Annotated in this window: 23 protein-coding genes; 7 read left to right on the top strand and 16 right to left on the bottom strand. The window is 71.5% G+C overall.

Features of this window, described 5'->3' with window-relative positions:
• Positions 1-355 precede the first annotated feature (355 nt).
• Positions 356-1,093: an NAD(P)H-binding protein gene (locus ABZ865_RS32590; protein ID WP_361238399.1), complete on the top strand. Its 738-nt coding sequence runs from the start codon at positions 356-358 to the stop codon at positions 1,091-1,093.
• Between the two features lie 69 nt (positions 1,094-1,162).
• Here ABZ865_RS32590 and sigJ read toward each other — a convergent pair whose 3' ends face one another.
• The 3 genes from sigJ to ABZ865_RS32575 all read right to left on the bottom strand — a co-directional run bounded on the left by sigJ (position 1,163) and on the right by ABZ865_RS32575 (position 3,943).
• Complete coding sequence (gene sigJ / locus ABZ865_RS32585) at positions 1,163-2,077, bottom strand: RNA polymerase sigma factor SigJ (RefSeq protein ID WP_361238396.1); 915 nt, start codon at positions 2,075-2,077, stop codon at positions 1,163-1,165.
• An 82-nt stretch (positions 2,078-2,159) separates the two neighbouring features.
• Positions 2,160-3,281, bottom strand: coding sequence for a histidine kinase (locus tag ABZ865_RS32580; protein ID WP_361238393.1), 1,122 nt, complete (start codon positions 3,279-3,281; stop codon positions 2,160-2,162).
• Positions 3,278-3,943, bottom strand: a complete 666-nt coding sequence (locus ABZ865_RS32575) for a response regulator transcription factor (RefSeq protein WP_361238390.1) — start codon at positions 3,941-3,943, stop codon at positions 3,278-3,280. Before ABZ865_RS32575 ends, ABZ865_RS32580 begins: the two co-directional genes overlap by 4 nt.
• A gap of 290 nt (positions 3,944-4,233) precedes the next feature.
• Here ABZ865_RS32575 and ABZ865_RS32570 point away from each other — a divergent pair, with 290 nt between their 5' ends.
• From ABZ865_RS32570 to ABZ865_RS32560, 3 genes are all read left to right on the top strand, one after another.
• Positions 4,234-5,622 (top strand): DUF418 domain-containing protein, encoded by a 1,389-nt coding sequence (locus ABZ865_RS32570; RefSeq protein WP_361238387.1) that lies wholly within the window; start codon positions 4,234-4,236, stop codon positions 5,620-5,622.
• A 148-nt stretch (positions 5,623-5,770) separates the two neighbouring features.
• Positions 5,771-8,095: a molybdopterin cofactor-binding domain-containing protein gene (locus ABZ865_RS32565; protein WP_361238835.1), complete on the top strand. Its 2,325-nt coding sequence runs from the start codon at positions 5,771-5,773 to the stop codon at positions 8,093-8,095.
• A 10-nt stretch (positions 8,096-8,105) separates the two neighbouring features.
• A complete protein-coding gene (locus ABZ865_RS32560) occupies positions 8,106-8,582 on the top strand; it encodes a (2Fe-2S)-binding protein (protein ID WP_361238385.1) in 477 nt (158 codons plus the stop codon).
• A gap of 70 nt (positions 8,583-8,652) precedes the next feature.
• Here ABZ865_RS32560 and ABZ865_RS32555 read toward each other — a convergent pair whose 3' ends face one another.
• The 4 genes from ABZ865_RS32555 to ABZ865_RS32540 form a co-directional block, all read right to left on the bottom strand.
• Positions 8,653-10,140, bottom strand: coding sequence for a pyridine nucleotide-disulfide oxidoreductase (locus ABZ865_RS32555; protein WP_361238832.1), 1,488 nt, complete (start codon positions 10,138-10,140; stop codon positions 8,653-8,655).
• 15 nt (positions 10,141-10,155) lie between these two features.
• Complete coding sequence (locus ABZ865_RS32550) at positions 10,156-11,337, bottom strand: MAB_1171c family putative transporter (RefSeq protein WP_361238382.1); 1,182 nt, start codon at positions 11,335-11,337, stop codon at positions 10,156-10,158.
• Between the two features lie 100 nt (positions 11,338-11,437).
• On the bottom strand, positions 11,438-12,622 hold the full coding sequence (locus tag ABZ865_RS32545) for an MAB_1171c family putative transporter (RefSeq protein WP_361238379.1): 1,185 nt from the start codon (positions 12,620-12,622) through the stop codon (positions 11,438-11,440).
• Complete coding sequence (locus ABZ865_RS32540) at positions 12,619-13,170, bottom strand: toxin (protein ID WP_361238376.1); 552 nt, start codon at positions 13,168-13,170, stop codon at positions 12,619-12,621. Before ABZ865_RS32540 ends, ABZ865_RS32545 begins: the two co-directional genes overlap by 4 nt.
• A gap of 535 nt (positions 13,171-13,705) precedes the next feature.
• Here ABZ865_RS32540 and ABZ865_RS32535 point away from each other — a divergent pair.
• On the top strand, positions 13,706-14,179 hold the full coding sequence (locus ABZ865_RS32535; protein WP_361238373.1) for a carboxymuconolactone decarboxylase family protein: 474 nt from the start codon (positions 13,706-13,708) through the stop codon (positions 14,177-14,179).
• A gap of 221 nt (positions 14,180-14,400) precedes the next feature.
• The gene (locus ABZ865_RS32530) at positions 14,401-15,324 is read left to right on the top strand and encodes an RNA polymerase sigma-70 factor (RefSeq protein WP_361238370.1); all 924 of its coding nucleotides are present in this window, start codon (positions 14,401-14,403) and stop codon (positions 15,322-15,324) included.
• 48 nt (positions 15,325-15,372) lie between these two features.
• Here ABZ865_RS32530 and ABZ865_RS32525 read toward each other — a convergent pair whose 3' ends face one another.
• From ABZ865_RS32525 to ABZ865_RS32505, 5 genes are all read right to left on the bottom strand, one after another.
• On the bottom strand, positions 15,373-15,639 hold the full coding sequence (locus ABZ865_RS32525; protein WP_361238367.1) for a hypothetical protein: 267 nt from the start codon (positions 15,637-15,639) through the stop codon (positions 15,373-15,375).
• Positions 15,640-15,738: 99 nt separating this feature from the next.
• Positions 15,739-16,086: a DUF202 domain-containing protein gene (locus tag ABZ865_RS32520; protein WP_361238364.1), complete on the bottom strand. Its 348-nt coding sequence runs from the start codon at positions 16,084-16,086 to the stop codon at positions 15,739-15,741.
• Between the two features lie 217 nt (positions 16,087-16,303).
• Positions 16,304-17,506, bottom strand: a complete 1,203-nt coding sequence (locus tag ABZ865_RS32515; RefSeq protein ID WP_361238830.1) for a glycosyltransferase — start codon at positions 17,504-17,506, stop codon at positions 16,304-16,306.
• A gap of 198 nt (positions 17,507-17,704) precedes the next feature.
• Entirely contained in the window at positions 17,705-18,145 is a 441-nt protein-coding gene (locus ABZ865_RS32510) for a GNAT family N-acetyltransferase (protein WP_361238361.1), read from the bottom strand.
• Positions 18,146-18,247: 102 nt separating this feature from the next.
• The gene (locus ABZ865_RS32505; protein WP_361238358.1) at positions 18,248-18,538 is read right to left on the bottom strand and encodes a hypothetical protein; all 291 of its coding nucleotides are present in this window, start codon (positions 18,536-18,538) and stop codon (positions 18,248-18,250) included.
• 230 nt (positions 18,539-18,768) lie between these two features.
• Here ABZ865_RS32505 and ABZ865_RS32500 point away from each other — a divergent pair, with 230 nt between their 5' ends.
• Positions 18,769-19,938 carry an aromatic acid exporter family protein gene (locus ABZ865_RS32500; RefSeq protein WP_361238356.1) on the top strand — a complete coding sequence of 390 codons (1,170 nt, stop codon included), beginning with the start codon at positions 18,769-18,771 and terminating at the stop codon, positions 19,936-19,938.
• Between the two features lie 18 nt (positions 19,939-19,956).
• On the opposite strand, the gene ABZ865_RS32495 is transcribed toward ABZ865_RS32500, so the two are convergent.
• The 4 genes from ABZ865_RS32495 to ABZ865_RS32480 all read right to left on the bottom strand — a co-directional run bounded on the left by ABZ865_RS32495 (position 19,957) and on the right by ABZ865_RS32480 (position 24,012).
• Positions 19,957-20,850: a universal stress protein gene (locus ABZ865_RS32495; protein WP_361238353.1), complete on the bottom strand. Its 894-nt coding sequence runs from the start codon at positions 20,848-20,850 to the stop codon at positions 19,957-19,959.
• A 162-nt stretch (positions 20,851-21,012) separates the two neighbouring features.
• A complete protein-coding gene (locus ABZ865_RS32490; RefSeq protein WP_361238350.1) occupies positions 21,013-22,389 on the bottom strand; it encodes a nicotinate phosphoribosyltransferase in 1,377 nt (458 codons plus the stop codon).
• A gap of 68 nt (positions 22,390-22,457) precedes the next feature.
• The gene (locus ABZ865_RS32485) at positions 22,458-23,114 is read right to left on the bottom strand and encodes a CBS domain-containing protein (protein ID WP_361238347.1); all 657 of its coding nucleotides are present in this window, start codon (positions 23,112-23,114) and stop codon (positions 22,458-22,460) included.
• A 247-nt stretch (positions 23,115-23,361) separates the two neighbouring features.
• Positions 23,362-24,012 carry a CBS domain-containing protein gene (locus ABZ865_RS32480; RefSeq protein ID WP_361238344.1) on the bottom strand — a complete coding sequence of 217 codons (651 nt, stop codon included), beginning with the start codon at positions 24,010-24,012 and terminating at the stop codon, positions 23,362-23,364.
• Between the last annotated feature and the right edge of the window lie 245 nt (positions 24,013-24,257).

Raw genomic sequence — 24,257 nt, 5'->3', positions numbered from 1 at the left:
GAGCGCGCATGCCATCGGATCGGGCGACGCGGCCCGGCGGGTGCCGCGCGCGAGCGGACGCCATGCCTGACGGTTCGGCCTGTGCGGGCTTGGCACTCGGGACTCCTGTTGTACGACCTCGGCGAGGCATCCAGACTGGTGTGCGGCGCCGCGGCACACCGGTGATTGCTCCACTCAACGGCATGTTCCGAGACCGCGCGGTCCTCCGCCCGGGCCCCGGCTCAGGGGAGGTGTCGCCCGAGGCTGTCACAGATCTCGATGCTGCCCTGTCTTGTTGACGTGCGCGTTGGCGCACGGGGTCCGGCGGGGCATCGCCGGTGTCCCTCGGTAAGCGAATCAGCGAACGGAGACAGTGATGAAGATCGTGGTCGTCGGCGGTACGGGTCTGATCGGCTCGCAGGTGGTCGCGCTTCTGCGCGACCGCGGTCACGAAGCCGTGGTGGCCAGTCCCTCGAAGGGCGTCGACACGCTCACCGGCGAGGGCCTGGCACAGGCGTTCAAGGGCGCGGACGTGGTCGTGGACGTGTCGAACTCCCCGTCCTTCGACGCCGAGCCGGCGCTGGACTTCTTCACCCGCTCGGCGCAGAACATGTTCCGGGCCGAGGAGGAGGCGGGGGTCCGCCATCACGTCGCGCTCTCCATCGTCGGCGTCGACCAGGTGCCCGACTACGGCTACTACCAGGCCAAGGTCGCCCAGGAGGAAGCCGTGCGCGGCAGCGGCGTGCCCTACAGCATCGTGCGCGCCACCCAGTTCTTCGAGTTCATCGCTCCGGTGATGGACATGAGCACCGAAGGCACCGAGGTGCGCCTGCCGTCCCTGCGGCTGCGCCCGATCGCCTCCGCCGATGTCGCCGCCGCCGTCGCCGAAGCGGCTCAGAGCGAACCGTCGAACGGTGTGCGCAACATCGCGGGTCCCGAGGTGCACGGACTCGACCGGCTCGGCGAGATCACCCTCGCGGCGAAGCCGGACGGCCGTACGGTCGTCACGGACGAGACCGCCGGCCTGTTCGCGGGCATGCCCGACGTTCTCACCGGCGACGACACGGTGGACGTCGCCTCCACCCGCTACGAGGACTGGCTCAAGCAGCACTGATCGACACCGGTCGGCCGGACCGACCGACGAGAGGGGCTCCGCGTGCGCGCACGCGGAGCCCCTCCTCCGCTACGGCCGTCGGGTGAGCCGGTCCGCGGACCGCTCGTACGCCCGCAGCTTGTCGGGCGTGATGACCCAGTAGAGCCCGTCGATGCCGTCCGGGCCCACCGTGACGCTCACCAGGGCGACGGTCACCCCGTCCTGGACGAGCAGCAGGCTGGGCAGGCCGTTCGCCTCGGCCACGCGGTAGTCGGCCCCGGGGAAGAACGAGTGGGAGAAGGCGCTGATCCTGGCCACGCGCTCGGCGCCGACGACCGCCAGCCGTGCCACGCCGCGCATGCCGTTGCCGTCCGCGTAGGCGACGGCATCGGCCGACAGCACGTTCTCGAGCGCGGCCACGTCACCGTGCCGGGCAGCGGCGACGAACGCGTCGAACAGCCGCCGGTGCTCCGCCGTGTCCACGGGATCACGGCGCTCGGCGGACAGCCGCTTGCGGGCCCGGCTGACGATCTGCCGCGTGTTGGCCAGGCTCACCTGCAGCATGCCCGCGATCTCGTCGTACGGGTAGTCGAAGGCCTCCCGCAGCACATAGGCCGCGCGCTCCACGGGGTTCAGCTTCTGCAGGACCAGCAGCACGGCCAGCTCCAGCGCCTCGCCCCGTTCCGCCCCGATCTGCGGATCCACACTGGTGTCCACGGGCTCCGGCAGCCACGGCCCCACATACGCCTCACGGCGGACCCGCGCCGACTGGGCCACGTTGATCGCCAGACGTGTGGTGATCTTCGCCAGGAACGCCCTGGGATCCAGCACCGCGCCCCGGTCGGCGCCCTGCCAGCGCACCCACACGTCCTGTACGACGTCCTCGGCCTCCGAGGCGCTGCCCAGGATGCGGTAGGCGATGCCGAACAGCTGTGGCCGCAGCCGCTGGAACGCGTCCGCCGCATCGTTCAGGGAGTCGTCGGTGAGCGGCTGTCGCTCGTCCATGGTGCTGGTGCCTCCACACGTCGACCAATGCGTGTGTACGACACATAACCATGGTCCGCAACACGTCCGCTCAGGCGGGGGGTCATGGGGTGTCGGTGGCCGGCAGGTCCAGGCGGAGTTCGTAGCCGCCGTCGGGGGTGGGGCCGGACGTGATGGTTCCGCCCAGGAGTTCGGCGCGCTGGCGCAGCCCGACGAGGCCGTGGTGCGCGCCGGGCAGGGGGAGCGCGGGGCGGGTGGGGGCCGTGTTGGTGACGGCGGTGCGGATGGTGCCGTCGGTGTGATGGATGCTGACGGTGGCGGTGGCGCCCGGCGCGTGTTTGCGGACGTTGGTCAGGGCCTCCTGGACGGTGCGGTAGACGGCGCGCTGGACCGTGGCCGGAAGGTCCTCGGGCAGATCTGTCTTCAGCTCCGCCTCGATGCCGCTGGTGTCCACCAGCCGCCGCAGGTCGGCGAGCGACGGCTGAGGGGTGAGTTCCGTGGGGCGGCTGCCGGCGGCGCGCAGCACGCTGACCATGTGCCGCAGTTCGTCCAGGGTCTGCACGCTGAGCCGCCGGATCGTGGCCGCGGCCTCCTTCGTCTCGGCGTCCGGGCCACCCACCTGGAGCGCTCCGGCCTGTACGGCGATGAGGCTGACCTGGTGGGAGACGACGTCGTGCATCTCCCGGGCCAGTTGGGCGCGCTCCTGCGCGAGGACGCTCTGGGCGGCCAGCAGCCGTTCCTGCTCGCGTGCCCGGGAGATCTCCGCGAGCCGCAGGGACAGGTCGCGCCGGGCCTGCACGAGCTGGCCCAGGAAGACGGGCGCCGCCGCCGTGGCCAGCGTGTAGGTGAGGTGCAGCAGGCTGTCGGTCCGGTCGAGTTCGGCCGCCCGGAGCGACGACCACGGCCAGGGGAGGAAGTCGGCCGCCGTGTAGACCAGGGCGCAGCCGGCCAGCAGCACGCGGTGGCGGCTGAGCGAGGAGAGCGTGTACAGCGCGGCCGTGGTGGCGAACACCGCGTCGGAGATCAGGGCGGTCGGCAGCGTGAGCGCGAACGTCACCAGGGGCCGCCTGCGGCGCAGCAGCAGCGCGACGGCGGCGACCAGCGCCCAGGCCATGGCCGCGCGCGTCTCGACGTCGATGTGCACCCAGGCGTCCAAGAGCGAGACCAGCACAAGGCCCGCGTCCAGCAACACGTCCCGCCGGGCCCGCCCCGCCCGGCCGCTCACCCGGCGTCCTCGTCCCGCGAGGGCACCAGCAGGCCCGCGCGCTCGGCGATCAACGCCGCCTGGACGCGGCTGGTGACCTGCAGCTTGTTCAACACGGCGCTGACATGGCCTTTGACCGTGCCGGTGCTCAGGTGCAGCCGTTCCCCGATGTCGGTGTTGGCCAGGCCCTCGGCCATGAGCACCAGGACGGCACGCTCGCGCTCGGTCAGCCGGGCGGCGAGTCGGACGGCGGGCTCATGGGCGTCCTTGTCGAGATAGCCGTCCACCACCGTGCGGGTGACCTTGGACGACAGCACGGTCCCGCCCTCGGCCAGGGCGCGCACGAGGTAGGGCAGCTGCTCGGGGTCGGTGTCCTTGAGCAGGAAACCGGCGGCGCCCGAGCGCAGGGCGGTCGACACGTATTCGTCGGCGTCGAACGTGGTCAGCATGGCCACCACCGGAGGGTCCGGCATGCGGCGGATGTCGGCCAGGATGGTGAGTCCGTCCACGTCCGGCATCCGGATGTCCAGCAGCACGACGTGCGGGTGTGACGCGCGGACCGCCTGCATGGCCTGGCCGCCGGCGACCGCCGCGACGACCTCGATGTCGTCCGCGTTGTCGAGGATGTGCGTGAAGCCTCCTCGGACCAGGGCTTCGTCGTCGACCACCAGGACCCGGATCACGTGCGCTCCACTCTTCGCATGCCGCCGCTGGATCCGTACCACCGGCGGAGCCGTCCGTCGGCGGGCCGGCGACGAATCCCGCCGATTGGCGGCGTGACCCCGGACGGTCGGCCGCGGCCGACGGCGCGCCCTGGCCCAGCCGGCCCCCTCGCTCGGGCCAGTGGCCCCTGGCTCGGCCAGTCGTCCCCGTGGCTCCCGCCAGTCGGTCATGGTGACTTCGGCCGGTCGACGGGGTGCCTTCGGAAACACGCCGGGCGAGACGGGGCGGGTGTTCGGCGCAGTCTGGAGACATGACGCAGCACGCTTCGTCGGCCGTGCCGGTACGGGCACCGGAAGCGGAGTCGGAACGGGAATCGGAACCGGATCCGGAGCCGGAACGGGATTCGGCGCCGCGTGACCTTGGGGCGGACCGCCCTTCCGTCCACACCCCTGCCCGTACCCTTGCTCCCGCCCCCGACCCGGCGCCCGCCCCCGTCCTTGATCGTGCTCCCGCCGACGCGCCGTCGACGAGGCGGCTGATCGGCATCGACCTGGCCCGCGGCCTCGCGGTCTTCGGCATGTACGCGGCCCATGTCGGCCCCGATCCGACCGTGGGCGGGCCGGTGGGGTTTCTGGCGGAGACGGCGCGGGGCCGCTCCTCCGCCCTGTTCGCGCTGCTCGCAGGATTCTCGCTGGTCGTCATCACGGGCCGCCCCCACCCCCGGACCGGGCGGGCGGGCCGTCAGGCGCAGGCCCGGATCGTGCTGCGCGCCGCCGTCCTCGTGGTGCTCGGCTACGCCCTGACCGCACTGGATACGGGCGTCGCCGTGATCCTCAGCTTCTACGGCGTGCTCTTCCTGGCAGTCCTCCCGCTGTACCGGCTGCGGGCGGGGACGCTCGCCCTCGTCGCTGCCGCGGGCGCCCTCGTCCTGCCCCTGGCCCTGTATGTGGCACGGGCGTCGATCGAGTACGGAAGCTGGGCGGACTCGGTCACGGCCTGGGACCCGCTGGCCCGGATGAGCGGCACGGACGGTGTCGTCGAACTGCTGTTCACCGGTGAGTATCCGGTGCTCACCTGGTTCCCGTTCCTGGTCGCGGGCATGGCGGTGGCCCGGACCGATCTCGACCGGCCCGGCATCCGGTTCCGGCTTGCCGCCGTGGGCGCTGCGCTCGCCCTGCTCGGCTACGGCGGATCCTGGCTGGCGCTGCGCCTGGTCCCGCACGCCCTTTCCGCCGTCGCGGCCGCCACGGACGGCGGTTCGGCCTCGTCGGCCTGGTGGTCCGACGCCGTCGGCGACCCCACGAACCGCACCCCGCCCGCCTGGTTGCTGGTGGCCGCACCGCACAGCCAGACGACCTTCTCCGTCCTCGGCAACACGGGCGTCGCCCTGGTGGTGGTCGCCGCTTGCCTGACGGCCGCCGCCCGGATGCCGCGGCTCGTACGCCTGGTCACACCGGTGGCGGCGGTCGGCATGATGCCCCTGACCGTGTACGTCCTGCACATCGTCGCCCTCTGGTTCTTCGCCGACGTCTGGTACGCCCCGGCGATCGAGGGCGACAGCGAGAGCGCGCTGCCGGTGCTCCTCGGATTCGTCGCGGCCGCCATGCTCCTGGCGACCGCCGGGACCCGCCGGTTCCGACGGGGCCCCCTCGAGTGTCTGCTGCACCTCGCCACCCGGCCCGCGCGGCACATCAGGTAGGCCCCCTCGGCCAAGGTCCAGGGGTGTGCCGCACGAGAGCCATGGGGAAGAGGTGAAGGCCTGGGTCAACCGCTTATCCGCAGCTCCGTCACCGTGGACAATCCCCGCAGTGTGGTGTTCCGCCTAGCCGGGAGGACAGTTGACGGACATACGCCAGAGCTCTACGGAGCCGGCACGCGGGGCGGACGGGATCGGGCGGCGGAGGTTCCTCGGCTATGTCATCGGGGCTACGACGCTGACGGTGGCGGCGCAGCTCGGCGAGGCGGTCCTCGCGCCGGACGAGGCGGCGGCCGCGGTGCCCTCCGTACCGGGGCCTGCCGAGATCTACGACCTCAACGACATGCTCACGCATGCCACGTTGCCGACGGCGAACCTGATCACGATCCGCATCGACCCGGACGGCACGGCGTCCTTCGCGCTGCCTCGGGCGGAGGTCGGGCAGGGCATCACGACGTCCAGCGCGATGCTGATCGCGGAGGAGCTGGACCTGCCGCTGGACAGGATTCGGGTCACGCTCGCGGACGCGCGGCCGGAGCTGCTGTTCAACCAGCTCACCGGTGGGTCCAACACCACGATCTCCACGTTCACCCCGATCCGCGTAGCGGCGGCCGTGGCCCGGGGCCGGCTGCTGAAGGCGGCGGCGCTCGAACTGGGGGAGGCCGTCGGCACGTTGACCGCCAAGGCCGGGGTCGTCACGTCCACGGTGACCGGCCGCAGTCTCACCTATGGCGAACTGGCAGAGAAGGCCTCCGCAGTGACGACGAGTCCGGTCTCGGTCACGCTCAAGGAGGCCGCCGACTTCAAGGTCATCGGTACGGCGCAGGGGCGTATCGACGCCCTCGACGCGGTGACCGGCCGGAAGAAGTTCGCCATGGACGTGCACGTGCCCGGTGCCCTCCCGACGATGGTGTGCCGGCCGCCGACGATCAACGGCATAGTGCGGGCGGCGGAGAACCTCGCCGAGGTGCGGGCGATGCCCGGCATCACCGACGTCGTGATCGTCTCCACCGGGGTCGCCGTCCGCGGCCGTACCTTCGGTCAGTGCATCGACGCGGTCCGCGCTCTGAAGGTCTCCTGGGGGCCGGGAACGGCCGAGGGCAAGAGCGACGACGACATCCGCGACGAGCTGCGCCGGGCCGAAACACCGCTACTGCCACTGGACTTGCTCACGAAGTCGGTGGACGCCCGGTTCACCTTCCACTTCGCCAGCAACAGTGCGCTGGAGACCAACTGCGCCATCGCCGACGTACGATCCGACGCGGCCGAGATCTGGGCGAGCCTGAAGTCCCCGATCGTCGCCCAGGAGCAGATAGCGGCGAAGCTGGGCCTGCCGGTCCCGGCGGTGAAGGTCCATGTCACCGAGGGCGGTGGCTCCTTCGGCCGGAAGCTCTTCCACGACGCCGCCGCCGAGGCCGCCGAGGTTTCCAAGGCGATGGGCAAACCGGTCAAGCTGATGTGGCATCGCACCGACGACTTCCGGCAGGGCCGTACCCACCCGATGTCCACCTCCCGGGTCAGGGCCACCTACGCGCTCGGGAACGTCCTCGCCTACGACCAGCGGCACACCTCCGTCGCCACCGACTTCGGCCACGGCGTCGGCGAGATCATCACCTCCGAGGCCGCGCGACTGCCCGTCGGCGACCTCACCTTCTCCGAGACGATCTTCACGCTGACCCAGCAGACGCCCTACGACTTCGGTGTTGTCACCCAGCTGCTCGGCGAGACCGACAAGGGCTTCAACACCGGCTCCATGCGCAACATCTACTCGCCCAACGTGCGCTGCGCCCAGGAACTGGTAGTGGACGAGCTGGCGAAGCGGATGGGCAAGGACCCGTACCGGTTCCGCCGCGAGTTCCTCAAGGAGGAGCGGGCACGCGCGGTGCTCGACAAGGTGGCCGAGGTGGGCCGCTGGGGCCGGAGCATGCCCGCCGGCACGGCCCAGGGCATCGCCCTGCACCCCGAGTACCACGCCTACGTCGCCGTCCTCGCCGAGATCGACTGCCGCCCGGAGACCACCGGCCGCAAGGTCCCCGACGCCTGCACCGGCCCCCGCGTCACCAAGGTCGTCTGCGCGGTCGACGTCGGCCTGGCCGTCAACCCGCGCGGCCTGGAGGCGCAGATGATGGGCGGCATCATGGACGGCATCGCCATCACCCTCACTTCCGGCCTCCACCTCGACAACGGGCACTTCCTGGAAGGCAGTTGGGACAACTACTTCTACACCCGGCAGTGGAACACCCCGCCCGAGCTGGAGATCGTCGTCATGCCGCCGACCACCGGGCAGCCCGGCGGCGCGGGCGAACTGGCGGTCGCCGGGGCCATGGCCGCCGTGGCCTGCGCCTACGGCCGCGCCACCGGCACCATGCCGACCACCTTCCCGGTCAACCACGCCGGTCCACTCGGCTTCGAGCCGCTGCCCACCACCCCGCCGATCCCCGCGTCCCCCACCGACGGCCTCGACCGCGCCTACTAGGAGAGCCCCCGTGCCCGAACACACCTTCATCCTCAACGGCAAGCGGGTGAGCGTCGACATCGAGGACGACGTGCGGCTGCTGTGGGTCCTGCGGGACGTCCTCGGCGTCACCGGACCCAAGTACGGCTGCGGCCTCGGCGTCTGTCAGGCCTGCACCAGCCACATCAACGGCAAGGCGTTCAACCCGTGTTCGGTGCCGGTGAAGGACATAGGCGCCGACGACGAGATCACCACCATCGAAGGCCTGCCGGCCACCGTCGGCCGTGACCTGCACCCGATGCAGGAGGCCTGGCTGGAGCACGACGTCGCCCAGTGCGGCTACTGCCAGCCCGGTCAGATCATGACCGCCGTCGCCAAGGTCCGCCAGGCACGCGAAGAGGGCCGCGAGATCACCGAGGCCGACCTCGACGAGATCCGCAACGTCTGCCGGTGCGGTACCTACCACCGCATCCGCGAGGCGATCCGGTCCGGCGCGGCGAAGTACTGAGCAGGCGGCGGGACCGCCGGCCGGACGGTCCGTGTCGCTCACATGCCTGGACGCCGCTTCAGGCGCCGCGTCACACGCTGCCGTCGGGTTGCGCGGTGACCGGCGCCGGGGTGCGCGTGATACGCGAAAGAAGGACTCGCTCCGTCGCCGTCAGCGGCGGTCCCGAAAGGGGCGGCAGCGGGGGGCCGACGAGTGCGGCCAGGACCGTGCCGGGCCGCATCAGGCGGGCGGGGCCCGTGCGGAGGCCGGTGACGTCCCACAGGGCGGCTGCCGCCGTGTACGAGCCGGTGGCGGCCCGGGTCAGCCGCTGCGAGTACCCCCCGGCGAGCCGGTCCGCGAGGGTCGGCGTACCGCCGTCCACGCCGGGGTACAGGACGTCGGTGCTCACCGCCAGGGTCCACGCCGCCTCGACCGACTGGGACGCCGCGCGCTGGACCCGGCGGGCCAGACCCGGTGCGGTGACGTCGGCCGAGCGGAGGACCTCCCTCAGTTTCAGGGCACTGAGCGCGGCGACCGCCATGCCCTGGCCGTACAGCGGGTTGAAGGTGGCGGCCGAGTCACCCAGCGCGACGAAGCGTTCGGGCCAGAGTCGGGTCTTCTCCAGGTACCGCCGCGCGTTGCTCGTGCTGTGGCTGGTGAAGACCTGGGTGAGCGGCTCGGCACCCGCGATGAGGCGGCCCACCAGTGGATCCGGCAGGTCGAGGGCGTACTTGAGGAACGCCTCGGGGTCCTTCGGAGGCTCGCCGCCACGGGAACCGCCGAGACTGACCATCCATTGGTCGTTCTCGATCGGGACGATCATTCCGCTGCGGCCGGGGCGGCCGGTGTAGGGGTTGGGCTGGATGAGGGTCAGGGGCCAGTCCTGGGCGCCCGGGGGAGTGCGGTAGACGCGGGTGGCGTTGACGAGTCCGGAGTCGATGTTCTTTTCCCGGATGTCCCGGATGCCGAGGGCGTGCAGCCACGACACGACACGGGTTCCCCGGCCGGTGGCGTCGACGACGAAGTCGGCGTCCAGTTCGCCCTCACGACCGTCCGGGGACAGGCGCATACCGTGCCGAGCCAGGAAGGCGGGGGCGAACGCGCCGCCCGACCCCGTCGCGAGCCGCACCCCGCTCACACCTCGCGCGCTGCCCAACAGCCCCACGGCCTGGGCCCGGTGCACTTCGACCGTGGTGTCGCGCAGCACCGCGGTGCGGACGGCCCAGTCCAGCAGCGCGCGGCTGCACGTGATCACGAAGTGGTCGTTGCGGCGCCACCGCCGGAGCCAGCCCGCCGGCGTCAGCGCCACCATCCCGGAACTGAGCGAGACCTCCCGGGCCCCGGCCGCCAGCAGATGCTCGCGCATGTCCACCGCCGGGACCAGACGCTCCATCGCCTCCAGCCCGCCCGGCATCAGAAGGTGAGCATGCCGTCCCTGGGGCACGCCCTTGCGGTGCTCCGGCCCGGCGGGCAGCTCGTCCCGGTCCACCACGATCACGTGGTCGACGGCCGGCGCCAGCGCCGCCGCCGCGAGCATGCCGGCGATCCCCGCGCCGAGGACGACAGCTCTACGCGACATCATGCTCCTCGTGTTTCAGCCATGGGAGGCCCTCACCGTACCTTCACGAGTTGCTCCGGCGCCGGGTGACCTCCCCAACACCTTTGAAAGCCGGACCAGTTCACCGGTGTCGGAGAACGCGGAGGTCGGCAGGCGGGAGGCGTCGACCGGCTCCGTGACAGCACGGTCCTCCGCCTGAGGGGTCTGCCGCGCGGCATCGACCACCATGGCGGCCACGGCGACGAGGTGCGCCTCGTCGGGGGCGCAGCCCTGCCGCTTGGCCTGCTCGTAGGCCCGCTCACGGACCTGACCGTCGTAACGGGACTGCAGGGCGAGCAGGGCGTCGAGGATGCGCACCTCACGGTAGTAGAGGCGGCCCCTGGGCAGTTGCCAGCGCGGAGGTGAGGGCTTGGGAGCCGTGGGCACGCCGCGCAGCACGGTCCACAGGGGAGCCAGCGCCCGGTAGTCCCAGAAACTGCGCCACTGGGCGAGCGCGGCGGGAAGGAGCCGCGGCAGGACGAATCCCGTGCTGAACACCAGAGCGCCGAGCGAAACCGCCGGCGGAGCGACAGCCGTGGAGAGCACGTCCAGGTCGTGCCCGGTCCACCGGGCTGCCACGGCCGTCATCTTGGTGACCTCGAAGCCGGCGATGTCCAGCACCAGCCCCGCGATGATCAGCCGCAGACCCGCACGGAGGATCCCCGTCACCTCGCGCGACCACCGCACGCAGACGGTGCACATGACGAGCGTGCACACGGCGTGCCCGACGAGGTAGAGCACGATCATCTCGCGCATGTAGGGGGTGTTCGCGTAGTACGTGTCCAGGTCGGTCAGCCGCTCCACGGGCGCGTCCGCCAGCGCGAAGAAGGTGATGATGCCGGCGATCAGCAGGGTGTAGGCGATGCCGATCGAGCAGACCCAGCGCCTGATCCGGTCGGCCGGTCCACCGCGCCAGTTGATCAGCAGGATCAGCAGGGAGGCGCTGAACGCCGAGATGACGCTGTACGTCATCGGGGCACCGAAGTTGGGCACGCCCGTCAGCTCGTTGACCGCGGCCAGCGTGACGGGCGCCGAGCAGATGAAGCACACCCCACCGAGGATGATCGCGGCGCACGTGGACGCGTTCAGCGGATCGCCGAGGGCTCTGCGCGGCTTGCGCAGGACGAGCAGAGCCGCCACGCCGAGGAAGCACGCGGCCGAGTAGACGACCAGGCTCATGGGCTGAGAACTCCGTTCAGTGCCCGGTGGGTCGGGGATACGGGGCCCGGTCGGGTCGGGGACACGGGCAGTCGTGCGGGGACGCGACGCGGGCACGGGTTCATACCGACCTCGATCCTGCCGTGACGGCGCCGTCCTCCAGGGGCAGTGCCGCGCTGCCGTCGCGGCGGGCCAGCTCGTCGGCGATGCGCAGGAGCGCCGGCACCTCGGGGCGGGCCGGCGACGAGCGCGTCTCGTCGACGGACGAGGGCATCGCCCTCCCCTCCCGCGCCGCGCGCGTCGCCGCGGTGATGGCCGTGGCCCACGCGGCGGCCTCCGCCTCGGCGAGGTCGTCCGAGAGGCGGAGACGATCGGCGTACGTGCGCTGGAACAGGGCGGAGTCGACGTACCGATCGAGGTAGTGCAGGCCGTTGTAGATGCTGTTCTGCCGCCAGGCCAGCCACACGGCGGGGGAGGGCCGCGAGGGCCGGGGGATCCGCAGGTGCTCGCGCTTGAGGAGCCCTTCCAGCGCCTGCTCCAAGGGGCGCAGGCGCATGTACTCGCGCCAGAGCCGCGCATGGTGCGTCAGATGATGGCCGACCAGCGGGACCAGGATGCCCACGACGGTCAGCGCCGCGCCCAGACCGGCGCACGCGGGCGCGATGGTGGTGCCCAGGACGGACCAGTCCCGGCCGCACCATCGGGCGATCACGGCCACGATCTTCGACACGCCGTACCCCGCGGTGACGAGGGTCCCGAGCCCCATCGTCAGCAGCCCGGCACGCAGGGGTCCGTGCACGCGCCGCGCCCAGCCGAGCGACCGCGAGGCACTCACGGTCACGGCCGTCAGATGCGCCACGAGGTACAGGACGATCATCTCGGCGATGAACGGGGTGGTCGCGTAGTAGGTGTCGAAGTCGGTCCTGCGCTCCTCCGATGCGTCGCCCAGGGCGTACGTGACCGCTATGCCGGCGAGGACGGCCGCGTACACGAGCACCCAGCGCCGGGCGGTGCGGGCGGTCGTCGGGCCGCCGCGCCAGTGCACGATCAAGATCACGTGCGCGGCGCTGTAGGCGGTGATCGTGGCGTACGTGAGAGGTGCGGCCAGGTTGGGCACACCGCTGACCTGATTGATGAAGCCGACGGTGGGGGCCGCGCCCAACAGGAAGCACAACGAGGCGAAGGCCAGCACGCTGCTGATCGAGAGCAGAAACGGATCACGGCGATTTCGGGCGACGTCCGGTGCCTTGGCCAGCAGCCCGAGCCACAGAATCCCGCAGCTGATGTAGTTGATCAACCCGCTCATCGGCCCGTCCCCCGGTAGTTGAGCGCGGCACCGATACGGCTCGCGAGGTCGTCGCCAACGGAGTTCTGGGCGGCGTAGACCGAGTCCGGGGACGCCTTCAGCCACGGCCTGAGCTTGTCGCCGATCAGCATTCCGAACAGGTCGGCCCGCTGCTCGGCGACTTCGTGAAAGCGGGTGCGAGCCGCGGTCGCCTGCGCGCTCTCGTCGGCGGGCGCCGGAAGCAGCCCACCCGTGTGTCCGCCGGGCGGCATGGGGTCGTCGTCGGCCATGTGCCACAACTCATGGCCCAGGATGACCAGTTTCATCCAGGGCGGGGCATCGGCCTCGATGATGATGTCGTCGCGCGTGCCGCGGTCGATCCACAGGCCGGTCGTCGTGGTGTGCGGCGCGGGGAAGTTGGCCATGTGGACGACGATGGGGCGCCCGCGCCATCGGGTGGCGGACTCGACCAGGGCATCGAGAAGTACGTCCGGATCAGCGGGGATCGGAACGGTGATGGGGTCGATGAGCGCCTTGGCGAGCCGCTTCATCTTCCTGGTCGTACGCACGCTCTCCCCATGGGTTGCTGGCATCGGAAAGGTCCGCGGCCGAAGCGGTGGTGCTCGGCGTAATCAAGGGATCAACCGTGTTGGCAATATGCCAAGTTCAACGGCTCCACAGCTACACCCTTTCACTTCTCGTGACAGTCGGAGGAAGGGAGAAAAGGGATGTAGCGCGAGAAAGGGTCTGCGTGAGCGCAGTGGAATGGCTGAAAATGTCATCCGGTATGCCGGAATTCGCCTCAGCTGATGCGTGTGTGACTTCACGTCCGATTCTCACCCGGGTCGGCTTGATACCGATATCAGGGTGACGGGAACGCCTCTTCGGGGGCCGCGGCGGTCGCCGAACGCGGTGCCGGTGCGGCCGGAAGCGTGAGCGGCGAGCGGAACTCCCGGCCACTTCGGGGGTGCGGAGCCGGTCATGTGCCGAGGGCGGCCGCCTGGGCGACGGGAGAGACGCAGGTCACATCCGTCCGTGTCACAGGGGAGAGGGCGACCCCGTCTCAGGGGTGTAGCCACTGACGACCCCGGAGGAGCACGCACCATGAACGCGCGACTGGACTACTTCGCCAACCCGACCATGGCCAAGGGCCTCAAGCACTTCATGTCGGTGGGCAAGGAGCTCAAGAACTCGCCCCTTCCGGCCGCGACCCAGGAGCTGGTGGCGCTGCGCGTGAGCCAGATCAACGGCTGCGCCGCCTGCATCGACATGCACACCAAGGAGGCCGCCGCTGCCGGCGAGACACCGGTACGGCTGAACCTGGTCGCGGCGTGGCGCGAGGCCACGGTCTTCACCGACGCCGAGCGTGCCGCGCTGGAACTGGCGGAGGAGGGGACCCGGGTCGCCGACGCGGCCGGCGGGGTCGACGACGAGGTGTGGGCGCGCGCCGCCAAGCACTACGACGAGGACCAGCTCGCCGCGCTGGTGGTCCTGGTCTCCTTCATGAACACGGTGAACCGGCTGAACGTCATCACCCAGCAGCCGGCGGGCACGTACGAGGTCGGCCAGTTCCACTGAACCCGTCCGCACGGGCCCGGGGCTCGGGGCTCGGGCTGCGGGGGCGGGGCCGCCGGCTCCGGGCTCTGGGCACCGGACTCGGACTCCAGGCTCCGGGCACTCCGGGCCCCGGGCCCGTGGGCTTTACCTTGGCCTGCCCGGCGGTCTGGATGATCATCACAAGGCGCCCTGCGCCGGCGAGTACGCCGGGCGGAAGGGCTTCAAGGGGGAGGGGAACCGGCGTGAGCAAGGTCGAGGAGTTCGAGGAGCTGCGCCCGCTGCTGTTCTCGATCGCCTACCGGATCCTGGGCAGCGTGGGTGAGGCTGAGGACGCGGTACAGGAGACGTGGCTGCGTTTTGACGGCTCGTCGACCCGGCCCACGTCGACCAAGGCTTTCCTGTCGGCCACGGTGACCCGGATCTCCATCGATGTGCTGCGCCTGGCGCGGGTGCGACGCGAGGAGTACGTGGGCCCGTGGTTCCCCGAGCCGCTGCTCAATGACCCCTATGAGGACCCGGCCCGGTCGGTGGAACTGGCCGACTCCGTGTCGATGGCGGCGCTCCTGCTGCTGGAGCGGCTCAGCCCCCTGGAGCGGGCGGTCTTCGTGCTGCGGGAGGTGTTCGCCTTCGGGTTCGACGAGATCGCCGCGGCGGTGGGGCGATCGGAGGCCGCGTGCCGGCAGTTGGTGGTCCGCGCGCGGCGCCACATGGCGGCCGGGCGGCCACGGTTCGATGCCGACCGGGAGCAGCGGCAGAAGCTGGCGACACGGTTCCTCGACGCCCTGAAGGACGGCGATGTGGGCGGGCTGCGGGAACTGCTGGCCGCCGATGTACAACTGGTCGGGGACGGTGGCGGCAAGGCCCCTCAGCTGGCCAGGGCCGTCATGGGCGCGGAGAACGTGGCCCGGATGCTGGGCGCGGTCTTCCCCTGGCTGATCCGGATCGACGTGTCGATCGAGCCGCACGAGGTCAACGGCCAGCCCGGTGCGATCTTCCGCGACCGGGACGGCAAGGTGCTGCACACCCTGGTGCTCGATGTGCTCGACGACCAGATCCAGACCATCCGCGCCGTGATCAACCCCGACAAGCTCGGCCACCTCGGGCCCGTCGCCGACGCCTGGGCCCTCGACCGCGAGGTGAAGCAGGCCCGTCGGCAGTCGAATTGAGCACGGCAGCGTCCTCTCACCCTCCGTCCGCCGGCCCGCTCCTGGGCCTCACAGATGCTGGTACGGCGCTCCCCGAGCACAGCCCGGAGGTGTGTTGTTGCCGCTCACGTCGAAGTCCGCGCAAGTGAGGAACAGGTAGTTGAACTTGCCGAGCAGGAAGGCCAGGACGCCGACGACGACGGTGACGCCCCCCGCTCCCAGCCGCTGGACGAGCGGGAGTTCCGCATAGTCGGGGAGCAGGATCTTCGACAGCAGCCACGCCCGCATCGGAGCGCCCACCACGGTCCGGGGCCACGCCGTGCCCTTGGAGAACACCTCCCCCGAAATCCCCGTCACCCGTCGCTGACGGGGAGAACCGCCCGCTCCCGGAGCGCGCGCCGAGCCATCCGCGTGCGGCGGACAGCGCCGGGAGCGTCAGAGCAGGACCAGGACCGCGATCATGGCCAGGCCGGTGACGACGGTGGCCGCCGTGACCGCGCGCGACTGCGCCGGGGCGAACACCCCGGAGTTCAGTTGCCGGCCGACGGACCGGTAGCGCGTGGTGCCGTAGACGCTGACCAGCAGGCCGCTGACGAGGAGGATCGCGCCCGAGGCCACGGCGTGCGCACCCCGGTGCGGCGCGAACTTCGCGATGGCCACACCCAGGCCCGCCACGGCGATGCCGGTGCGCAGCCACGCCAGGTACGTCCGCTCATTGGCGAGGTGGTCCCGGGCACGGCTGCCGGTGTTCGGTGTGGCCTCCCGTGGAATCTCCGGGTCCATTCAGCCTCCCGTCACCGCCTCCACCTGTCCGTCGATCACCCCCAGCCTGCCGGGCCCAGGCCCCGCGGGCGCGTTCTGCCGCCCGCACGGGTGAAGAGGAACGTCCTCCGGATGGCAGTCGCTAACCCAGGTTGATCTGGGTGTACTCGTCGGTTCGCCGATGGCCGGCGCACTGCTCACCTGGCCGGCGCGAAGAGCAAGTGGGAGCGCACCAGCCTCAGTCGGCCATGTCGAGCAGCAGCCGCGCGGCCGTGGCTGCCCCGTCGGTGCGGATGTCGCCGGCCACGGCGGCGGCACGGGCGCGGGTCTCGGGGGCCAGGGCCTGCTCGAGCGCGGCGGACAGGGAGCCGACGGTCGGGGTCGGGCCGTCGTGCGCCACTCCGATGCCGAGGCCGGCCACCCGGCCGGCCCAGTACGGCTGGTCCGTCCCCTGGGGGACGACGACCTGGGGTGCGCCGGACCGGGCGGCCGTCGTCGTGGTGCCCTGGCCTCCGTGGTGCACGACGGCGGCCATCCGGCCGAAGAGTGCCTGGTGGTTGACCTCCCCCACGACGAAGCAGTCGTCCCGGTCGTCGATCCGCGCCAGGTCCGCCCAGCCACGGGCCACGACCACGCGGCGGCCGTGCGCGCGGACGGCCTCGACGGCCACCTCCGCGATGTCCGTCGCCCTGTGCATGGGCATGCTGCCGAAGCCCACGTACACCGGTGGTTCGCCGGCGTCGAGGAACGCCGCCAACCCGGCCGGGAGCGGGCGTTCGTCCGGCAGGATCCATGAGCCGGTCTGGACGATGTCGAGGTCCGGCATGCCCTGCCACGGGTCCAGGACCGGGTCCGTCGCCAGCCAGGGCCGGCTGCCGACGACGTAGTCGCGGACGTCCTTCACCGGCGGCAGACCGATCGCCGCCCGGTTCGTGTTGAGCGCCTCCCCGAACAGCACGTTGTTGCTCTCGGCGTCGAAGTCCCACAGAGCCCGGTTGTCGGTCACCTCGGGCGGGAACGGCCGCCCCGGGTACGCCAGCGGCGCACGGTGCGGCGACGGCAGGGTGAGCTGCTGGAAGGTCACGGACACGGAGCGGATGCCCAGCTTCTCGGCCACCGACAGCGCGCCGGCCGCGGTCGGCGTCATGCCGGTCGCCACCAGCACATCGCATCCCTCGGCCGCCGCGGGCATCACCTCGAACTGGCCGGCGATCAACTGGGCCGCGCGCTCGGGCAGGGACGACGGCGGCGGCGCGGCCACCGTCAGCGCGCGCGCCGACGGGCCGACCGGGACCATCGGGACTCCGGCATGGTCCAGCCGCTGCGCGAAGTCCTCGTCCGGCGGCGCGCACACCCGCACCTCGGCGCCGAGTTCCCGCAACCGCACCGCGAGCGCCACGAGCGGTTCGACGTCCCCGCGCGACCCATAGGTCGACAGCATCACACGCACTTCGTGAATCTCCAATTTCCTTGGATCCAGCCCGGATTCGGGCCTCGGCCGGAGATTCTGCGGCACCACGGGGGCCTTGCCGCAAGCCCCCCGGTGCGCTATAGGTTGACAGTGGAAAGGAGTGGGGTGACCTCCTTTCGAAGCGGTGACAGGAAGTTCGAAAGGAAACTCACCGTAGGAAACTCACCGTCAGGCCGGTTTGCGCACCATGAACACGTCCACCGGGTCCTCGGAGTCGACGGTGAATCCGTGCCGCTCGTACAGACGTCTGGCCGGACTGCCCTGAAGTACGTTCAAGCGGACGGGAACACCAGCGTGGTCGCACCGCTCCAGCAGCCCGCGCAGTATGTCCGAACCGACGCCGCGCCCTTGGAGATGCGGAGCAAGGTAGAAGTGCTCCAGCCATCGGGCATCCCTGGTCGGCCGCAGCGCCACGCAGCCGGCGAACGCGCCGCCCACCTCGATCACCCATGTGTGCGCCGGGTCGAACGCGTCACGAAGTCGCTGCCGCACCCGCTGCGCGTCGTAGCGCCCGAGCCGCTCCAGATCCGCCCGAAGCACCACTGAACGCAACTCGGCGACGCTCTCGACGTCGGACATCGACGCCGGTCGAATCTCCCAGTCCACCATGATCGCCACGCTACCGTGCAGGGCGAAGCCGAGCGCTTCCGTCGAGCGGAGTGCGACAACTCCGGCTTCCGGCGCGGGAAGTGATGTGTTCGGCCTGCTCCGTCAGTTGCTGTGCCGGGCGCGGCTGGTGTCGTGGGACGGCGCGAACAGGGTCAGCTGGTCGGAGATCCAGGGGGTGACCATCGCCAGCTGGCCCGCGATCCACGCGTCGGGGTGGTGGGCGGGCCGGGCGGCGGGGGCCATGGCCTTTTCGGTCACGGCGGCATGGGCGGGGGTGCGCGTGTCGAGGTGGTCGGTGGCCGCGAGGGCGGAGCCCCCGGTGGCCAGGAGAGCGGCCCCCGCGAGGGCGGCGGAGACACCTGCGGTCGCGATGCGGCGTGCGATCTTGGTCATGATCTTGCCTTCCTGAAGCAGCCGTCGTTGTAGGGCGGCGAGCTATGGACCTGCCGTGGGTGACGGCTACGGGAAGGCTATGCACACGGCAAGTGGTTGAACAATGAACTACTTGCGTGAGACGCGTCACCGAGAGGCGGGGTCCGCGTCGAGACCCATCGGTCGTGATGGACCTCACGAGGCCGACGGCGGCAAAAGGTGACATCCTCGACATCGTGCAACATTCAACTATGTCGTCGAGGCCGGTCCCCGCGCGGGTGTCCCGGCTGGCCGAACGCCTCCAGCGGCGACTCTCCACCCGGCGACAGGGCCACGCGGTGCACGCGGTCAAGACGCTGATCGCGGCCCTGCTGGCGTGGGGAGCCGCGGAGCCGTGGGCCGCGACGGGGCGTCCCTTCCTGGCGGTCGCCACGGCTCTGCTCATGGTCAACGCCTCCACGGTGCACCAGTCCGTGACGAGGGCGGTGCACAGTGTGGCGGCACGGGGCGCGGGCCTGCTGCTCGCGCTCGGGACCACCCGGCTGCTGGGGCCGACCGCGGGCGCCGCGGCGGTCATCGCCCTGCTGGCGGTGCCGGCGGGCCCCCGCCGAGGCACGGACGACCGGCTGCAGATCGCCTCGACAGCGGTCATCGCGCTCGCCGCCACGGCGACCGATCCCCTGGGCGGTCTCGTGGACCCCACCCTGCAGACCCTCACCGGAGCGGTCGTGGGAATCGCCGTGAACGCGCTGCTCCTGCCCCCGCTGCATCTCGACGCCTCCGACTCCGCCGTACGCGACCTCGCCCAGGCCATGGGATCACTGCTGCGCGACATGGGCGCCGGCCTGGAGAGCCGGCAGCTCACCTCCAGGGCTCACGGCTGGCTGCACCGCGCACGCGGCCTGGACAAGCGCCTCGCCCGGGCGGAGGAGCAGGTGCGGCAGGCCGACGAGAGCCTGCACTGGAACACCCGCTGCGCCGCCCAGGCCCGGCGCAGGGACGTGCCCGCCGGCGAGGAGTTCCGGGCCTTGCGCGGGGTGGCTCTCCAGGTGCGCGGCATCGCACGGACCCTCGCCGACAACGCCCACGACCGCCACGGCGATCACCGCTTGGGCCACCAGTTCCTCGACCGCTACGCCGAGACTCTGCGGTTGGCGGGTGCGGCCGTCGAGGGCTTCGTCCGGCCGTCCGGCCCGGCCGCCGCACCCGACGCGACGCCCCGGGAACGGCTACGGCTCGCGATCGACGGGGCACTGGACTGGCACGACACCATGACCACCCTGATCGGCCGGGGCACCCTCACCAAGCCCGGCGCCTGGCACGTCTATGGCTCTCTCATGACCGACGTGGAAAGACTCCTGGCGGACCTGGACTACGCGGACGTGCGCGCGAAGAGCCTTGCACGACGGGGCGTTCAGTGATGTTCAGCGACACGAGGATCAGGTCCGCCTCGGAACGGCGATCACGGGGCAGTGGGCGTAGCGCAGCACGCCCTGGCTCACCGAGCCCAGCAGCATGCCCGTGAAGCCGCCGTGTCCCCGGGTGCCCACCACCAGGCCCAGCGCCCGGGCCGAGGCTTCGGTGAGTGCCTGCACCGGGTGCCCGACGACCAGTTCGAGCCGCAGGTTCACCTCGGGGTAGCGGTCCTGGCGGCCCGCCACGGTCTCGGAGAGCACTCGGTGGCACTCCTGCTGTGCCGCGGAATCGTCGAAGATCCTCAGTGGCCCGGGCTGCCAGACGTACAGCGCCCGCAGCTCGGCCCCGCGCAGGGTGGCCTCCTCGAACGCCACGTCGACGGCCGCGGCGGAGTGCTCGCTGCCGTCGACGCCGACGACGTAGAACCCGGGTCCGGACGCGGGTTCCTGGGCCACGTGCTCCGCCTCCGGAACGACGACCACCGGGCAGTGCGCATGGGCCATGAGGGACAGGGCGACCGAAGCGGAACCGAACACCTCGTGGGCCCGGCTCGTGTCCCGCTGCGCACCCAGTACGACGCACGTGGCGCTATGGCTCTCCTCGCCCAGCACCCACACGGGGTCGCCCTCGGCGAGTACGGCGTCCACCTCGACCTCGGGATGCCTGGCCGTCACGAAGTCCACGGCCTCCGCGACCACCTGCTTGCCGCCGCGGTGCAGCTCCGTGTTCCACTCCGCCCAGGACGGCGGAACCTTCAGGTCCCGATCGCCTCTGGTCGGCACGCCCTCGGCGCGGACCGGACGCAGCGGTACCCCTCGGCGGGCCGCCGCGTCGGCCGCCCAGGCCAGCGCCGTCCGCCCGGCGGGGTCGGTCTCCACACCGACCACGATCGGCCGGCGGTCACTCGGTGCGGACATGATCGCCTCCAGCCTTCGGCCTCCGGCCGGCGGGCGCCGACGGCACGCCGGCCGCCGCCTCCACCGGTTCCGGTACGCGCACCAGTGCCGGACGTCGGCGTCCGGCCCGGGGAAGTACAGGGTGACTCGTCCGCCGTCCCGGCGCATGTCGTGGCGGGCCCTTCACGGTGGGCCCGCCGACGGCGCCGAGGAGGGGGAGGTGGCGAGCTGGTCCGGGCGGAAGCGTGCCTCGATGGCCGCGCGTACCGTGGCGGTCAGGTCCTCAAGCGCCCGGGACCGGACGGGCCGGACCGGTTCGGGGTCCTCGATCCGAAGCGCCGGGCCGGGCAGGGCGGCGATGTCCTCGCGGAACCGTTCGCGCGCGTCCTGCCAGCTGTCCGGCGGCCCCGTCCGGCGGCCGCCGCGCATCACCGTGCGCAGCAGAGGCCGTGACCCGGCCGACGGTTCCTCCCGCCGCAGGGCGATGACGTCGGGGTGCCCGGCGCGGCGGAAGACCTGTTTGCGGCCCGGGGCGGTGACCTTCGCCGAGGACAGCTTCATCACCGGGCGGCCGTCGTACTCGACGAGCTTGTACGCCACGTCCAGGTACGGGGCGTCCGCGGCCACGCCCACCCGCGTCCCCACGGCGTACACGTCGATCGGGGCACCCGCGCCCACCAGCCGGGCGACGCCGTACTCGTCGAGTCCGCCGCTGGCGACGATGTCCACGTCGGTCAGCCCCGCGGCATCCAGGATGGCGCGGGCCCGGCGCGAGAGCGCGTCGAGGTCGCCGCTGTCCAGCCGGACCGCGCAGCCGGGACCGAGCCCCAGGTCGCTCAGCACCCGCGCCGCGATCCGCGTCCCCTCCTCGGTGTCGTAGGTGTCGACGAGGAAGGTGACCGGGCCGGGGTGACTGCGCGCGAACGCCCGGAACGCCTCTTCCTCGCAGGGGAACGCCTCGATGTACGAATGCGCCATGGTGCCCGAGGCAGGGACGCCCAGGGCGGTGGCGGCGGCGACATCGCTGGTACCGGCGAAGCCCACCATGGCGCCCAGCCGGGCGGCCTGGTGGCCGGCCCACGGACCGTGGGTGCGGCGCAGCGAGAAGTCCACCACGGAGCGCCCGGCCGCGGCCAGGACGCAGCGGGCCGCCTTGGACGCCACCACCGTCTGGTGACAGACCTGGTTCAGCAGGTACGTCTCGACCAGCTGGGCCTGCGGCATCGGCGCGGTCACCTCAAGCAGCGGCTCACCGGCGAACACCAGATGGCCCTCCGGGACGGCGCGCACCTCGCCCTCGAAGGCGAGATCGAGGAGTGGTTCGAGGTCCCGGACCGGGCGGTGCAGGGCGTCCGCGAACTCCTCGACGTCCTCCCGCTCGATGCGGTACCCGGCCAGGAAGTCCAGGGCGGGTTCCAGACCCGCGGCGACCAGGAAGCCCCGGCCGGGCGGGAGGTCGCGGACGAAGAGGCTGAAGGTGGCCGGGGCCCACATGTCCTCCCGGAGGTAGGACAGCGCCATGGTCACTTCGTAGAGGTCGGTGGTGGTGACGTCGGACATGATGATCGCCGCCGAGCGTGGTCGTCCCTGGCGAGATCCGTTACGTGATCCGTTGCGAGACCGGTCGCCTACCGCACGGCCGCGCCCCGGGTGAGGTCGAACTCCACGTCCACCACTCCCTCGACGGCCCGCACCAGACGCGCGGCCACGGGGACCAGAGCGGTGTCGCGGACCCTGCCTGTCAGTGTGGCGACTCCGTCGTGCACGTCCACATGGATGGCCGAGGACGGCAGCGGGAAGACGTAGGACACGACTTCGCGCCGGATCTCCTCGGCGATCTCCTCGTCGTCGCGCAGGAAGACCTTGAGCAGGTCGGCGCGGCTGATGATGCCCTCCAGCAGACCGGTGTCGTCGACCACGGGCAGCCGCTTGACCTTCTCGCGGGCCATGATCCGCGCGGCCTCGGCCAGCGTGGCGTTCGCCCGGACGGTGATCGCGGGCTCGGTCATCAGGTCTCCCGCGGTGACCGCACCGGCCTTCGCCAGCTCGGCGGGCTCGCGCCGCTGTGCGTAGCCCGCTTCGGGGCTGTCCCGCAGTTCCTCCGTGGGCAGCAGGTCGGCTTCCGAGACCACGCCGACCACGCGCCCTTCGCCTTCGAGCACGGGGAGGGCGCTGACCCGCCAGTCCTGCATCATCCCCACGATCTCCTTGAACGAGGCCCGTCGGCCGATGGCGGCGACCGTGTGGGTCATGACATCGCTGACGATGTGCGGGGTGCCGTACATGCTGACCCCCTAAGGTCCACGGCAGACGGTCCTGCCGCTTCCAGCCTGGGCCGGTCCGGGAGGCCGGGCAAGGGGACCCTCGGCCCCGGTGGAGCGAGTGGAGTGAGATGCGGGCGGAGCGACACCGCGGGGGACCGGTGCCGCTCCTGTGTCCACTGTCCCTCATGACCCGCTCCCGCTCCAGGGCCGATCGGGCCAATGGAGAGGGCCCCTTCGGCCTACGCGGCATGCCTGGGGTGGGTTTGGGCTATTCGTCGGCCGCGGTGAGTCGGCAGTCCACCCCCACCACGCCTTCGACGGCTCGTACGAGGCGGACGGCGAGAGGGATCCGGGCGGCGTCCGGCACTCGTCCGGTCAGCGTGACGACGCCCTCGCTCACCACGATGTGCACGGGCTCGACCGGGACGGGGAAGAGCAGGTCCACCACGTCGCGCCGGATCTCGTCGGCGAGGTCGTTGTCGGGGCGCAGGAACACCTTCAGCAGATCCCCGCGGCTGACGACGCCTTCGAGCAGACCCTCGGCGTTCACCACGGGCAGCCGCTTGACGTGCCGCAGGGCCATGATGCGGGCCGCCTCGGCGAGCGTGGCGTCGGCGTGGACGGTGACGGCAGGAGTGCTCATCAGTTCCTCCGCGGTCACCGCGCCGGCCTTGGCCAGGTCGGATAGCCGGTGCCGCTGGGTGAACCGGTCCGGATCGCTGTCCCGGAACTCCTCCTTGGGCAACAGGTCCGCCTCGGACACCACGCCGATCACCCGGCCGTCGCCCTCCAGCACGGGCAGGGCGCTGACCTGCCACTGATCCATGCGTTCGACGATGTCCTTGAACAGGGCCTCGCGGCCGACCGCGACGACGGCATGCGTCATCACGTCGCTCACTCGGTGCAGGCTGCCGTGCATGCTGACCTCCTCGCAGGGCCGGGTGGTCACGTCAGTGCCGGTGCTGGAAAGGCACTGGGACGACGAGAGCGTCCGGCATCGGATCGCCGCTGCTCACGGAGCCACTGACCCGGCCGCGGCACGGCAGGACGGGAAGGGCCATCCACTTCTCGCGGATCCGGATTGCGCGGTGCGCGGCTGCCGGCCGCTTCCCCGCGTCTCGTACGGGTCCTTCCCGCCACTACCAGCACACCACAGGAACCACC

Origin of the sequence: Streptomyces sp. NPDC047085, from assembly GCF_040643735.1 — a bacterium.
In the GTDB taxonomy this organism is placed as follows: Bacteria; Actinomycetota; Actinomycetes; order Streptomycetales; family Streptomycetaceae; genus Streptomyces.
Note: the sequence above shows the minus strand (reverse complement) of the source record. Positions and strands in the feature narration are given on the sequence as shown.

Excerpts from the sequence above, each read along its gene's own strand:
- ABZ865_RS32590 (WP_361238399.1), top strand. The coding sequence starts at position 356 with ATGAAGATCGTGGTCGTCGGCGGTACGGGTCTGATCGGCTCGCAGGTG.
- sigJ (WP_361238396.1), bottom strand. The coding sequence starts at position 2,077 with ATGGACGAGCGACAGCCGCTCACCGACGACTCCCTGAACGATGCGGCG.
- ABZ865_RS32570 (WP_361238387.1), top strand. The coding sequence starts at position 4,234 with ATGACGCAGCACGCTTCGTCGGCCGTGCCGGTACGGGCACCGGAAGCG.
- ABZ865_RS32555 (WP_361238832.1), bottom strand. The coding sequence starts at position 10,140 with ATGTCGCGTAGAGCTGTCGTCCTCGGCGCGGGGATCGCCGGCATGCTC.
- ABZ865_RS32550 (WP_361238382.1), bottom strand. The coding sequence starts at position 11,337 with ATGAGCCTGGTCGTCTACTCGGCCGCGTGCTTCCTCGGCGTGGCGGCT.
- ABZ865_RS32545 (WP_361238379.1), bottom strand. The coding sequence starts at position 12,622 with ATGAGCGGGTTGATCAACTACATCAGCTGCGGGATTCTGTGGCTCGGG.
- ABZ865_RS32535 (WP_361238373.1), top strand. The coding sequence starts at position 13,706 with ATGAACGCGCGACTGGACTACTTCGCCAACCCGACCATGGCCAAGGGC.
- ABZ865_RS32520 (WP_361238364.1), bottom strand. The coding sequence starts at position 16,086 with ATGGACCCGGAGATTCCACGGGAGGCCACACCGAACACCGGCAGCCGT.
- ABZ865_RS32515 (WP_361238830.1), bottom strand. The coding sequence starts at position 17,506 with ATGCTGTCGACCTATGGGTCGCGCGGGGACGTCGAACCGCTCGTGGCG.
- ABZ865_RS32510 (WP_361238361.1), bottom strand. The coding sequence starts at position 18,145 with ATGGTGGACTGGGAGATTCGACCGGCGTCGATGTCCGACGTCGAGAGC.
- ABZ865_RS32505 (WP_361238358.1), bottom strand. The coding sequence starts at position 18,538 with ATGACCAAGATCGCACGCCGCATCGCGACCGCAGGTGTCTCCGCCGCC.
- ABZ865_RS32500 (WP_361238356.1), top strand. The coding sequence starts at position 18,769 with ATGTCGTCGAGGCCGGTCCCCGCGCGGGTGTCCCGGCTGGCCGAACGC.
- ABZ865_RS32495 (WP_361238353.1), bottom strand. The coding sequence starts at position 20,850 with ATGTCCGCACCGAGTGACCGCCGGCCGATCGTGGTCGGTGTGGAGACC.
- ABZ865_RS32490 (WP_361238350.1), bottom strand. The coding sequence starts at position 22,389 with ATGTCCGACGTCACCACCACCGACCTCTACGAAGTGACCATGGCGCTG.
- ABZ865_RS32485 (WP_361238347.1), bottom strand. The coding sequence starts at position 23,114 with ATGTACGGCACCCCGCACATCGTCAGCGATGTCATGACCCACACGGTC.
- ABZ865_RS32480 (WP_361238344.1), bottom strand. The coding sequence starts at position 24,012 with ATGCACGGCAGCCTGCACCGAGTGAGCGACGTGATGACGCATGCCGTC.